General features: G+C 70.3%; 13 protein-coding genes. 1 reads left to right on the forward strand and 12 read right to left on the reverse strand.

What is annotated here, in order from left to right; all coding sequences use genetic code 11:
* Nucleotides 1–2 precede the first annotated feature (2 nt).
* From MRBLMG1_RS32170 to MRBLMG1_RS32205, 8 genes are all read right to left on the reverse strand, one after another.
* On the reverse strand, nucleotides 3–1,139 hold the full coding sequence (locus MRBLMG1_RS32170; RefSeq protein ID WP_367827683.1) for a hypothetical protein: 1,137 nt from the start codon (nucleotides 1,137–1,139) through the stop codon (nucleotides 3–5).
* A 32-nt stretch (nucleotides 1,140–1,171) separates the two neighbouring features.
* Nucleotides 1,172–2,362, reverse strand: a complete 1,191-nt coding sequence (locus MRBLMG1_RS32175; protein WP_367827684.1) for a hypothetical protein — start codon at nucleotides 2,360–2,362, stop codon at nucleotides 1,172–1,174.
* Between the two features lie 64 nt (nucleotides 2,363–2,426).
* Nucleotides 2,427–3,623 (reverse strand): hypothetical protein, encoded by a 1,197-nt coding sequence (locus MRBLMG1_RS32180; protein WP_367827685.1) that lies wholly within the window; start codon nucleotides 3,621–3,623, stop codon nucleotides 2,427–2,429.
* A gap of 118 nt (nucleotides 3,624–3,741) precedes the next feature.
* The gene (locus tag MRBLMG1_RS32185; RefSeq protein WP_367827686.1) at nucleotides 3,742–4,665 is read right to left on the reverse strand and encodes a phage distal tail protein; all 924 of its coding nucleotides are present in this window, start codon (nucleotides 4,663–4,665) and stop codon (nucleotides 3,742–3,744) included.
* A 66-nt stretch (nucleotides 4,666–4,731) separates the two neighbouring features.
* Nucleotides 4,732–5,982 (reverse strand): tape-measure protein, encoded by a 1,251-nt coding sequence (locus tag MRBLMG1_RS32190; RefSeq protein ID WP_367827687.1) that lies wholly within the window; start codon nucleotides 5,980–5,982, stop codon nucleotides 4,732–4,734.
* Complete coding sequence (locus MRBLMG1_RS32195; RefSeq protein ID WP_367827688.1) at nucleotides 5,979–7,190, reverse strand: phage tail protein; 1,212 nt, start codon at nucleotides 7,188–7,190, stop codon at nucleotides 5,979–5,981. The genes MRBLMG1_RS32190 and MRBLMG1_RS32195 overlap by 4 nt, the downstream gene beginning before the upstream one ends.
* A gap of 28 nt (nucleotides 7,191–7,218) precedes the next feature.
* A complete protein-coding gene (locus MRBLMG1_RS32200) occupies nucleotides 7,219–8,295 on the reverse strand; it encodes a hypothetical protein (protein WP_367827689.1) in 1,077 nt (358 codons plus the stop codon).
* Nucleotides 8,296–8,387: 92 nt separating this feature from the next.
* Nucleotides 8,388–8,600, reverse strand: a complete 213-nt coding sequence (locus MRBLMG1_RS32205; RefSeq protein WP_367827690.1) for a hypothetical protein — start codon at nucleotides 8,598–8,600, stop codon at nucleotides 8,388–8,390.
* 304 nt (nucleotides 8,601–8,904) lie between these two features.
* On the opposite strand from MRBLMG1_RS32205, the gene MRBLMG1_RS32210 reads away from it, so the two are divergent.
* Nucleotides 8,905–9,786 carry a hypothetical protein gene (locus tag MRBLMG1_RS32210; RefSeq protein WP_367827691.1) on the forward strand — a complete coding sequence of 294 codons (882 nt, stop codon included), beginning with the start codon at nucleotides 8,905–8,907 and terminating at the stop codon, nucleotides 9,784–9,786.
* 27 nt (nucleotides 9,787–9,813) lie between these two features.
* Here MRBLMG1_RS32210 and MRBLMG1_RS32215 read toward each other — a convergent pair whose 3' ends face one another.
* The 4 genes from MRBLMG1_RS32215 to MRBLMG1_RS32230 form a co-directional block, all read right to left on the reverse strand.
* Complete coding sequence (locus MRBLMG1_RS32215; protein WP_367827692.1) at nucleotides 9,814–10,125, reverse strand: hypothetical protein; 312 nt, start codon at nucleotides 10,123–10,125, stop codon at nucleotides 9,814–9,816.
* A 113-nt stretch (nucleotides 10,126–10,238) separates the two neighbouring features.
* Nucleotides 10,239–10,529, reverse strand: a complete 291-nt coding sequence (locus MRBLMG1_RS32220) for a hypothetical protein (RefSeq protein WP_367827693.1) — start codon at nucleotides 10,527–10,529, stop codon at nucleotides 10,239–10,241.
* A gap of 88 nt (nucleotides 10,530–10,617) precedes the next feature.
* A complete protein-coding gene (locus tag MRBLMG1_RS32225; RefSeq protein WP_367827694.1) occupies nucleotides 10,618–11,229 on the reverse strand; it encodes a phage tail protein in 612 nt (203 codons plus the stop codon).
* 270 nt (nucleotides 11,230–11,499) lie between these two features.
* Complete coding sequence (locus MRBLMG1_RS32230) at nucleotides 11,500–11,910, reverse strand: hypothetical protein (RefSeq protein WP_367827695.1); 411 nt, start codon at nucleotides 11,908–11,910, stop codon at nucleotides 11,500–11,502.
* Between the last annotated feature and the right edge of the window lie 332 nt (nucleotides 11,911–12,242).

Raw genomic sequence — 12,242 nt, forward strand, 5'->3', positions numbered from 1 at the left:
CCTTACAGGACGTAGGTCGCGGAGATCCGCACGGTGCGGCCGGTGGTGAGGGCGCCGTTCGGGGACCAGGTGCGCAGGTTGATCTGTCCGCTGGGCGCGATGTACGCGGCACCGCTGGCGAAGCCGTCGCAGGCGGAGGCCTCGTAGTCGAAGGCGGGGCGCCACCCGGCGGGCAGGGTGCACAGCGGTTCGTCGTTGATGTTGCCGGCGCTGTTGGCGTTGATGTCGGCGCCGTTGCGCATGACCGTGACGAGGACGGTCGCGAGGCCCCGGCTGCGCCGGGCGGCGAAGGCCACGACCGTCCAGCCGGTCAGCGGCGTCGTGCCGGTCGTGGTGGTCTCCACCTCGACCGGCGCCTGGTAGTTCGCCCAGGCGGTGCCGTTCCAGCGCTGGAGGACGCCGTTGTTGTCGCGGAACTGGCCGACGTAGCCGCCGGTCGACAGGGTGCCGCTGGGGGCGACTCCGCCGATCTCCTTCGGGTACGCGACCCAGGCGGTGCCGTCCCAGCGCTGGAGGAGGTGGGCGTTGTCGTTGTCCTGGTACTGGCCCGGGTAGGAGCCGGGGACCCCGGCGTTGTTGTAGACGGGCAGGATGCCGCCCACGCCGACGAGGGTGGTGCGCAGGTCGGTCGAGGCGCCGCCCACCCAGTCGATGCCGCCGGTGCCGGCCGAGGCTCCGGCCTTCACCTTGACGGAGAAGAGGACGAGGGAGAGCGGGGGCGCGGCCGGGGCTTCCGGCTGGGCCTTCGGCTGGCCCTTGACGATTTCGAGGACGGCCTCGTTGCGGGTGAGGCTGTCGAACTCGTCGTCGTACACGCGCAGGACGACGAGGTCGATGCGCGGGTTGAGCGGGTCGCCGTCGCCGAAGGTGAGGACGGTGTCCGCGTCGAGGGTGACGGGGTAGGCGCCCTGGTTGTTCGGGCCCTGGATGACGGCGCGCCCGGCGTAGACGGTCGCCGTCATCGGGCCGCTGGAGCTCATCCAGAGGCCGCCGACCCGGAACTTGCCGTCGAACGTGCCGGGCAGGATGCCGGAGCGCGAGGCGAGCGGGTTGACCGGGGTGGTGGCGCCGTGGGCGGTGAGGCGGGTGGTGACACGGGTCTGGCCGGTCGGGGGAAGCCAGCCGCTGCGCAGTGCCATGGTGTTCTCCTGTCGGGTGGGTGGAGCGCGGACTACGGCAGCGGGTCGACCTTGATGAAGGTGTTGTCGAAGCCGGCCTTGAGGGTGAGGGTGTTGGTGATCACCCGGAAGAACGCGGTGAGCGTGTACGTCGCGCCCGCGGTCAGGCCGGAGTAGCGCCGCGTGTTGGACGCCGAGATCATGTTCTGGGTGGCGGCGATCACCGCGTAGTCGTCCTCGAGGTCGTTGACGACCGTGGCGCCCTGGGTGAGCTTGAGCGCCATGTACGCGTAGTGGTCGACGCTCCCCGACCGCATCTTGGCGCCGAAGCCGACGGCGACGGACCGCGAAGGCGGGGCGACGAAGCTGACCGTGAGCGGGTTCGTGACGCGGCCCGCGAGCGTCGAGGTGTAGGTGGTCGAGGTGGTGTCGCCGTAGTCGCCGTTGTCGACGAAGGCGCCGACGGGCACGGACGGGATCCACGCCGCGCCGTTCCAGCGCTGGAGCTGGCCGCTCGCCGTGTCGCGGTACTGGCCGGTGTAGCTCGCCGGCGTGGCCGAGGCGGTGTTCGGGATGATGCCGCCGAGCGCCGCCGGGTACGGCACCCACTTGGAGCCGTCCCAGCGCTGGAGCGTGTTGGCCGCGTCCTGGTACTGGCCCGGGTAGGCGCCAGGACCGCTCGCTCCCTCGGCCGGGAGGATGCCGCCGAGCGAGACGACCGTGGTGCGCAGGTCCTTGAGCGCGGTGTTCCACGGGATGCCGCCGTTGCCCGCGCTGGCGCCGGCCGGGACGGTCACCTCGTACAGCGGCAGGCAGCGCGCCGGGATGAGCGGGGCCTTCGGGGTCTGCTCCGGGGTGCCCTGGATGACCTCGAGCTTCGCCTCGGTCTTCGTCGAGGAGTCGTAGAGGGTGTCGTAGATCTTCAGGACGATCACGTCGATGCGGGCGTACTGGGCGTTGCCCGGCACGAAGGTGACGGCCTCCGAGGTCGGCAGCGTCACCGGGTAGGCGCCCTGGGTGATCTCGCCCTGGATGACGGCCCGGCCCTCGGAGACCGTGGCCGTCATGGCGCCGGAGCCGAAGGTCCAGAAGCCGGCCAGCCGGAACGTGCCGTCGTACGAGCCGGGCAGGATGCCGGAGCGGACCTGGACGGGGTTGGACATCGTGGTGACACCGGTCTGGGTGAGCCGGGTGTCCTCGCGGGTCTGGCCGGTCTCGGCGACCCAGCTGCTGCGCAGGTTCATGGGGTTTCTCCGATCGAGGAGTCGAGGCGGGGGAGGAACGGGAGCGGGAGTCGATCCGGTGGAGTCAGGACCTGATCCACTCGGCCGAGAGGTTGCAGGAGTAGCCGCCGCCGCCGAGGGTCCGTACCGCGGTCGGGTTCGTCTGGTACGCGGAGAGCTGGACCGTGCTGCCGGCGGTGAGCTTGATGAGGCCCTGGCCGCCGACGACGACGGGGCCGCCGCCCGCGGGCGTGAGCCAGGTCATCCGGGGGACGCCGACGCCGCCGACGACGATCCGGGTGCCGCGCATGCCCTCGTAGGAGTCGCTGCTCCAGGCGGTGTGGCCGGAGACGCGCCACCAGCCGGTGCGCGGCACGGTGAAGGTGTCCGTGCCGTTCCAGCCGGTGAAGTCGTCGATGTCGACGGTCTGGAGGACGACCGGGGTCCATACGGCGAACGGGATGGACTGGTACGCCGTCTGCGAGGCGCTGAACAGGATCGTCGCCTTGCCCTCGGCGTACTGCCAGGCGGTGCCGTCCCAGCGCTGGAGCACTCCGGCGTTGTCCCGGAACTGGCCGGTGTACGTACCGGTCGTCACCGTGCCGTGCGGAGCGATGCCGCCGATCGCCTTGGGGTACGAGACCCAGTTGCCCGTGCCGCTGCTGTCCCAGCGCTGCAGCAGCCCGGCGGTGTCCCGGTACTGGCCGGTGTACGCGCCCTTGAAGCCGCTGGTGGGCATGATCCCGCCGAGGGCGACCACCGACCAGTGCTGGGTGGTGACGGCGGTGCTCCACGGCACGCCGCCGGTGCCGGCCGAGGCGCCCTTCTGGACCCGGACCGTGTACAGCGGGAGCGTGCTGCCGGCGCCGCTCACCGGGGCGACGGGGTTGGCCGAGGGCGTGCCCTTGACCAGGCGCACCACGGCCTCGGTGGTGCCGCCCTGGTCGAAGGAGCCGTCCACGACGGCCAGTTCGATCAGGTCGATGCGGTCGTACTGCGGGTCGCCGTCCCCGAGCGTGAAGCTCTCCGGCGCGGTGACGGCGACGAGGTAGGCGCCCTGGGCCGTGTCCTTGCCCTGGACGATCGCGCGACCGGTGCCGATGGTGCACTGCATCGGTGTGCTGCCGGTCAGGACGAAGCCGCCGGGCACGATGCCCGACCGCGAGCGCAGCGGCGTCTCCTCGGGGCTCTGGCCGCTGGGGGTGAGCAGGGCGGCGAGGGTCAGACGGGTGTCCTCGCGGGTCTGGCCGGTGGACTGGAGCCAAGCGGCGCGTACGGTCATGGGGTCACCTCTCCGGAAGGGGGCGGGTCGGTCGGGGTGGAGGAACGGCTCGGGGCCGGCGGTGACCACGCGTGGCGTGCTCTCCGCCGGCCCCGAGGGGACGGTCAGCGTGCGGCGGTCACCATTCGGCGCTGCGCCAGCGGACCGTCATCAGGGAGGCCGCGGTGCCCTCCTCGGGCCGGAAGGACAGGTCGGTCCGGCCGGGCTCCAGCACGAACAGCTCCTCCGGGGTGGAGTCGGCCATCGCGGTGTGCAGGCGGGAGGCCGAGTTGTTGAGCATGACCGTGCCCGCGCGCGTGTCGACGGTGAGCTCGTCGCCGGCGGCCAGGTCGATCGCGTACCGGAGCCGGCGCCTGGTGACGCGTTCGGTGACGGCCGGCATGGAGCACGGGCCGCGGAAGACGATCACCGGGTGGCAGGCGGCCGAACCGGTGTTGTCGATGACGACGTCACCGGTGCTCGTCGCCTTGCCCCAACTGAGCGGCCAGGTCAGCGGCCAGGTCAGGCCCGACTCCGGCTGCGGGGGAGTGGTCTCGGCGATCTGCTCGTCGACGGCGTAGCGGCGCGGGTCGGACGCCAGCCACTGGACGGACATGCGGGAGCTGCCCTGGGTGGCGAAGCCCTGGTCGGCGGGGACCACGCGCTGGGCGATCCGGGCGCGGACGGCGAGCAGTTCGCCGTGCAGCCGGACGGTGAGCCAGCGCTCCTCGTCGAGGAGGGCGAGCGCCTGCCGCAGCGCGCGGACGGCACCAGCCGTGCCGCTGTACTCCGGCATCAGCACGATCGTGCCGCCCACCTTGCGGGGCTTGGCGAACCGGGCGCCCGGCCAGGCGCCGTGCGAGGTGGGGCGGTCGGCGTCGGAGGCGTCGTATTCGGGCAGGTCCTCCCAGCCCGACAGGCCGGACTTGTCGACGGCGAAGGGGGTGCCGGGCCCGATCAGGAGCCCGGCCCACTGCATCTGCCCGTCCTGGGTGATGAGCGAGCCGGGCGGGAGGTCGGCGATGTAGGTGTTTCCGGCGTACGGGGTCGTGGTCTCGGCCATGGGGCCGTCACCTCACTTGGGATGGGGTCGGCGGTGGGCGGACGGGCGCGGGTCGAAGCGCGGGCGTCAGCGGTGGGCGGTCGCGAGGAACAGCAGGTCCTCGGCGGTCGACCGCGGGCTCGCGCCGGGCTCCTCGTGGAAGTCCCGGATGCGGTGCGGCGAGGGAAGCGGCTCGGCGAGCGCGGGGACGCGACGGTTCTCCAGCTGGGAGAGCGAGTCGATGCGGTAGTCGTCCGCGCTTCCGGGCGAGACGATGCCGCCCTCGGCGAGCATCGGGAGCTTGTCGAGTTCGACGCCGAACTTCTTGCCGGTGAGCGGGATCTCGAAGCTGAGCTTGTTGAGCCCGTCGATGATCCAGTTGGCGAAGGCGATGAGACCGTTGATCGGCCCCTTCACGACACCGATCACCGCGCTCAGGGCGCCCTTGACCAGGTCCCCGATGCCGCCGAGGGCCTTGCTCACCGCGTCCTTGGCGGTCCGGAAGAAGCCCGGGATCTTGTCGGTGATCCAGTTCACGACCGGCTGGACGGCGTCCCTGACACCGCCGATGGTGCGGGAGGCGATGCCGCGCAGCGCGTTCGACGCGGAGGACACGGCGGAGCCGATCTTCGAGATCCCGCCGATCACCGATCCGACGATCTTGAGCCCCGTCTTGAAGACGGTCAGATACGCCCTGAAGTACGTGCCCACGGCCTCGCCGAGGGCCTTCATGAACGGCTGGATGAACTTCCAGACCGCCTGGAAGCCCTTCAGCGCCTGCTGGAGCACCTGCTTGATGATCCGCTGACCGGTCTCGGAGTTGACGGCCAGTTCGATCAGGTAGGCGGCGATGGGCACGATCAGGCCGACGAGGAAGCCGAGCGGGTTGGCCCGCATGGCGACGTTGACGGCTGTCATGGCGATCGAGGCGATGGTCATCACGACGCCGAAGGTGTCCATCAGGCCGGAGATGACGTCCGTGATGGGCAGCAGCGGCAGCAGGATGCCGAGGATCATCCCGGCGCCGGAGCCGATCTTCCCGGCGGCGATACGGGCCTTGCCGGCGGCGGTCCCGATCCGCTTGACCCTGGTGGGCGCGGTGGACCGCTTGATCCTGGTGACGGCGGTGGCGGCGCCGGACGCGTTCTGGCCGAGGGTGCGCAGGGAGGTGCCGGAGTCCTTGACCGCGGTGGCCAGGGCGCCGACACCCGCCGAAGCGCGCTGGACGTCCTGCTTGAGGCGGCCGAGCGCGCCGCCGGCGTCACCGAGCCCCCGCCGCAGGCTGCCCATCGGCGCGATGACCGCGCCGAACCGCGGCATGACGAGCGCGGCACTCATGCGCGTGCTCCACGCGCCTTCACGAGGTACATGAGCGCGTCGGCGGTGGTGTGCGGGTCACTGTTCCGGGCCGCGTGGTAGTGCTCGATGTGCAGCCCGGGACCGGTGGCCCCGCCCTGGTCGCCGCCCTGGCCCGTGCGGGCCCGGCGGGCCGTGAGGGCGAGCAGCCGGTCCAGCTTGGACAGCGGCAGGACGGCCTCGGCCTCGCCGGCCTCGGCGAGGATCGCCGGGACACCGCCGTGGCGGGGCATGACGACACCACCGGTGGCGAGCATCGGGATGGTCGGGATGTTGACGCCGAACGTCTTGCCGCCGACGACCGGGACCCAGCCGGGGACGCTGACCTTGACGCGGTTGAGGCTGCCGATCATCGAGTTGATGAGGCCGATGACCGCGTTGATCGGGCCCTTCACACCGCTCTTGATGCCGTCGAACGCCCGGGACGCGATGTCCTTGAGGCCGTTCCAGATGGACGACATCTTGTCCTTGACCGCGCTGAACGCGTTCGGGATCGCGGACTTGATCCAGTTCACCACCGGGGTGATGACGGCCTTGATGCCGTTCCAGACGGCGCTGATGACGCTCTTGATCGCGGTCATCACCGTGGTGATGACCGTCTTCCAGATCTTCACGTACGTCTTGATGACCGTGGCGACGGCCTTCACGACGGTGGAGATCGCCTTCTTGATGCCGTTCCAGACCGTCTTGATCAGTGCGCCGGCCTGCTTCATGATCGGGCCGATGGCCTTCATGACCGAGCTGATCACGGTCTTGATGGCGCTGAACGCCTTCTTCATGACCGTCTGCATCGTCTTCGAGCGCATCGCCATCTCGACGATCGTCTCGATGAGCGGCATGAAGAGTTCGAGCAGCCGGACCAGGAAGTTGCCCTTCATGGACTTGTTGAGCTTGTCCTGGCCCTTGGCGGCCTTGCCGGCGCCGGACTCGTACTTGCCGAGCTTCCCGCCGGCCGACTGAGCGGTGTCACCGGCCTTCTTCATGGCCCGCTCGGCCTGCTCCGAGGCCGTCTTCAGGTTCTTGAGCTGGGTGTTGGAGCCCTGGGCGGCGGTCTTCAGGTTCTTGAGCTGACCGTCCGCCGCCTTTCCGGCGTCGCCGACCTTCTTGACCGAGGTGCCGGCGCCGGACGCCTGGGTCTTCAGGTTGCCGAGAGCGGTGGACGCGTTCTTGAGGTTTCTTACGAGAGACATGGGTTACCTCCTTTCGGGGTGAAAGTGATCAGGCCGGGTTCATCTGGCTGTTGAGCTCGCGGACCGCGTCCGCGAACCCGCGCATGTTCCCCGTCAGGGTCGTGGTGTGCCGGGCGAGTTCCCCCGCCTTCTGGGCGGCGGGACCCAGGGCCGCGGCCGTGGGGACCTTGTCCGGGTCGAAGTTGTTCATGGCGAGCTTGAGCTTGCCGATGGCCTTGGCGAACGCCATGGTCTTCTTGGGGTCGGAGTAGGTCACCCCTTCGTTGATCTTGCCCAGGGCCTTGGCGATGAGCGGCGTCTGCGTCGGGTCGACGGCCTCGCCGAGCTTCTTGACCGCATCGGCGATCTTCGTCGCCTTGGTCAGGCTCGGCATGCCGCGCAGGTTGCGCTTGAAGTCCGGCGCGTGCCTGTTGAACTTCTCCAGTTCGGGGTTCAGGCCGGCGAGCTGGCCGCGCAGTGCGTCGAAGTTGGTGCCCGCGGGGATGTCGGCGATGCCGCCGGCGCCTTCCCACTGCCGCCTCTCGCGTGCCTCGACCTGGCCGATCTGCTGCCTGTTCCAACCGCCGTTGTCGTTCCTGCTCAAGATGAGACGCTGTTCGCGTGGTATATGAGCGTTTCCGGCGCGGTCGAAGGTCTGTATCTTCCGCGCGAGGTTGACGGCCAAGCCCTTGATGGCGGGGAGCAGCACGAGCAGGACGCCGCCCACGATGGCCGCGAGCAGCCACTGCCACCACTTGACCTGACCGTCCTCCTTGCTCTCGAACCACTTCTCGAGGGCGGGGGCGAAGGCGCCGAGGGGTGTGGCCTCCAGGAACTCGGTCCACGGGTTCTTGGTGGCCTCGGTGTGGATGTCCTTGATCTGCTTGAGGGCCTCGGCGAAGAAGCTCCGGATGAAGTTCTCCGTGGTGATTCTCGGGTCGTCGTTGATGAGGTGCCGCTTGAGCTCGGAGCCCACCTCCTTCGCCGTCGTCTCGACGAAGGGTGTCTTCTCGGCCTCGTCCTTCTTCGGGTTGGGGACCTGGTACTTGAGTTCCTCGGTCTTCTTGAGCAGGGAGTTTTTGAACTCGGTGATCTCCTTGGAGAGCTCCGGGATCGTTTCTGCCATGGGTTGCTCCGCTTCCGGCCCGTGAGGGCCAAGCGCCGAAAAGCCCCTGCCGGTGGCGGCAAGGGCTCGTTCGTGCGGGGGCAGCCGGCGCGCTAGGCGTCCTCGCCCCGGCGGGTTCCGCGGCGCGTCGTCGCGAGGGCGTCGTTCCAGCCCGCGGTGTACGCGAGGGTCTCGCAGCGGGAGACCTCGGCGTACAGCGTGCCGAGCAACGCTCTCTTGTCGAGGGCGACGGGTCCGTCGAGGAGCTGGCGGAGGCGGTCCTGAAGAGGGATCTGCGGTCGCGATGCCTCGGCCTGCTGGGTCATGGACGCCTGCCTTCCGGTTGCTTGCCCGTGCGTGTGTGGCGGCGCCGCGGAGTGAGGAGCGGGGGCACCACGTGTTCGAACTGCTGTGCGAACAGAGTGTGGAACATCTGTTCGATGTTTGTCGAGCGGGAAACGCCTGACGGTGTGTCTTCTTGCGCGTTTTCCGAACGTGTTGGCGGCTGAAACGGCCGTGAGTTCGACCGGGTAACCTGGAGGACGCGTTCCCCGGACCGGACCACCCAGGGGGACGAGGGGCGCGAGGGGCGCGCGGGGACCCCAGGGGGCTGGAAGGCAGTACTGACGCATGGATACGGAGCCGGGCGCTGGCCGCCGGGAGCGGGTCGTCGACTGGCTCGCGGCCCACCCCGATCTGCCCCACCTCTTCGCCTACCTCTCGGAGCTCGTCCACGTCTCCGGGCACGCCCCCGACGAACTCGTCGTGATCCCCAGAGCCGAGGTCGACCGCCGAGAGACGGCCGCGTTCACCGCCGGCTGGGCCGAGGCCGTTTCGGACGAACTCCCGCGCATCCGCAGGGAGTACGAGAAGCGCGTGGCCGACGCCTACGCCCAGGGGCAGGGTGACGCGCGTGGAATCCGCCGCCCCCAGCGCCGTACGGACGCGGGCCAGGAGGGCGGCGCCCGCGTCATCGCGCTGCCCTTCGCCCGGCTCCTCGAACCGCCCGCGGCCGTCGTCGAGGCCGAGGAGCGCGTCCGCAGGGAACGCGAGCTGTTCGAACAGCGGGCCGAGAACGGACGGCGGAACGACCCCGAAGCGGCGCCGACGCCCACCGGGCAGCGGCCCGACGACGAACAGCGCCCCGCGCCCCGGCAGCGGTCCGCAGCAGGGCAGCGGCCGGAGTCCGAGCCGGAACCCGAGCACCAGAAGGAACCCGAGCCCGACCCGGAGCCGGACGTCCTCGTGACCGCCCAGGAGAGCCGGGCCCGCCGGAACGTCCAGCCGGTGCGGAAGGTCATGCGCGGCAAGGGCGGCCGGCCGATCGTGCCGCCACTGGCCGGGGTGCCCGGCCAGGCCGGGCCGTCCGTGGACCGTCGCGACGCCGACCCGGCCGAGCCGGACGCGCGCGCGAGCAGGGGGCGGAGGCTGTCCGACCGGGCCAGGGCCCTGGAGAAGGACATGACCGCCGAACGAGCACGGGAAGAAGCGCCCCCGGAGCCCTCTCCCTGACGGGAAGGGGCTCCGGGGGCCGCGGGATCACCCGAAGAACCGGGCGATGGCCTGGTGCGACGGCGCTTCGACCGTCTCGGCGGACTCGTGCCCGCCGTGGTCCGCGTCCTCCGTGCCGTCCTCATCCTCGGCTGTGCCGCTCGGACGGGGAACGGGCGTCGGAGCTTCCGGCGGATCGGAGTCCTCGCCTGTGTTGACACAGGCGAACATCCAGTTCGACATCGCCAGATGATCCACCGTGGCCGCGAGCAGATGGTCGGTGACCGACCACTCGGCGGCCTCGCCGTGCAGTTCTCGCTGTACGGCGCTGTCCCGCGGCAGGTGCTTGATCAGCACCATGGCGCGACGGCTGGAGAGCTCGCCGCGGTGCCAGTCGAGCAGGTCGGTGGAGTAGTAGCGGAGGAAGTCCGCCTCAAGGGCCTCGGCGTGTTCGTCGACGAACTCGACGAGGCTCAGTCTTCCCCCAGGCCGAGCCCGGTCTCCTTGCCGTAGGCCTCCAGGATGGCGGCGATGTCCTGCATGGTGACGTCGTGCTCCTCGAAGCGGGAGAACTGCTCCTCACCCATCAGGAGTGCGAGCAGGCCGTCCACGTCGTTGTCGTCGAGCTTGCGCAGCGCCTTGGCGGTACCGCGGCTGAGCTCCGTCGGAAGGGTGTAGGCCTCGCCGTCCAGCTCGAAGGACCACTTGCGACCGTGGGCCTCCTGTCGCTGGGCGCGGGCGGCGTTGACGTCGAAACGGGCCATGGTGATGCGTACTCCTTGTTCGGATGCGTGAAGAGGAGAGGGGTGGGGCGGGACGGCGGTGGGCCGTCCCGCCCCGGGAGGAGAGGGATCAGACGGTCGCGGAGTACTGGCTGTCCTTCATGAGGAAGGTCGCCAGCGGCTTGCCGTCGCCCTTCGACATCGCGCTGAAGGTGACGCCCAGCTGGGACGCCGCCTTGCGGGCCAGCTTGATGTCGTCGGTGGCGGTGACCTGACCGCGCGGGATGATGAAGCGGTAGCGGACCGCGGTCGTGCCACCGGCCTTGACGTCGGTGAACTCCAGGCCGAGGGCACGCACGTCGGCGAACGGGCGCTCGGCGATCTCGTAGCGGTAGGTGTCGACGGCCGGCGTCGGCTCCGCCTTGACGGCGTCGCCGCCCATGAAGAAGGGCAGCGTGTCCTCGTTGAACTGGAGCAGCGAGAACTTCAGCGAGAGGTCACGGCTCGAGTAGATGTAGTGGATCGGGGAGACCGACTGCCACGAGTCGATGGCCTCCAGCTTGTCCTTCTTGGAGAAGGTGACGCCGTCGCCGGAGGTGAAGCCGAGGTCCTTCCAGCCCGCGCCGGACCAGTCGGTGGCGGAGTCCGTGCCGAAGGTGGCGGGGGCGGAGGTGCCGGCGTCGGCCACGTAGAGCTTGCCGGTACCTGCGACGCGGATCTCGGCAGAGTTGTTTCCAGCCATGGTGGGTTTCTCCTTGGGTTGGGATGGGTTGCACCGCCCCGGACGTCGGGTCCGGGTACGGCAAAGGCCCCGCCGGACGGCGAGGCCTGGTCTGTGGGCGAGCGCCCGTGAGGGAGCGAGCCGTGAGGGCTCGGGGGCGCTCGGAGGGTGAGCGGGTCGTGAGTCGCTCGGAGGGCGAGCGGCTCGTGGGTCGCTCAGGAGGCCCGAGCGGCTCGTGGTTCGCTCAGGAGGTCCGAGCGGCTCGTGGTTCGCTCAGGAGGTCCGAGCGGCTCAGAAGACGCTCAGGGAGAGGCGGATGACGCAGAGGTAGCGGTTCGCGCCCCGGTAGAGGTAGTCGGGCAGCCAGCGCGGCCCGTCCTGCTCCTCGACGTCGTGCACGACGTTGTTGGCGCCGAGCTGCTTGCCGATGGTGGCGAGCAGCGCCCGCCGGGCGCCGTTGGCGAGGACGTGGGCGGCGGTCTTGCTCGGCCCGTACACCTCGAACTCGATCAGCGGCATGTCGACGTGCTGGTCGCCGATCCAGGCGCCGCCGCGGCGGTTGACCAGGACGGCGCTCTGGGTGCCGTCGAAGCCGGCCGGCGCGTTGACGGCGATGGTGGCGCCGGCGAGGGCGGGGTCGGCCTTGAGGACGTCGACGACCAGCTTCTCGACGTCCGGGAAAGCACTCGGGGGAGTGGTCATGACGGTTCTCCTCGGGAGAGGGGACGGGTGCGGGACGGGGTGCCGTCCGGGGCGCTCCGGCGGGAGGGGGCGGGGCGCGGCAGCGCTCCCGGACGGCGAACGGCGGAGGCTGCTGCCCGTCCTGCGGGCGCAGCTCTGCCGCTGCACCAACTGTGACAGAGAGCGTGCGCGCACGCAACTAGTTCTGGGTGCCGTGCTCCCCGCCCTGGGAATCACCGCCCCCCACCTTGGGAAACAGCCGCCCCCAGCTTGGGAAACAGCCGCCCCCACCTTGGGAAATGCCGCCCCCCACGCCTGGGATACGCCGCCCCACACCCTGGAAATCACCGCCC

Source organism: Streptomyces sp. LMG1-1-1.1 (assembly GCF_040815545.1).
Lineage (GTDB): Bacteria > Actinomycetota > Actinomycetes > Streptomycetales > Streptomycetaceae > Streptomyces.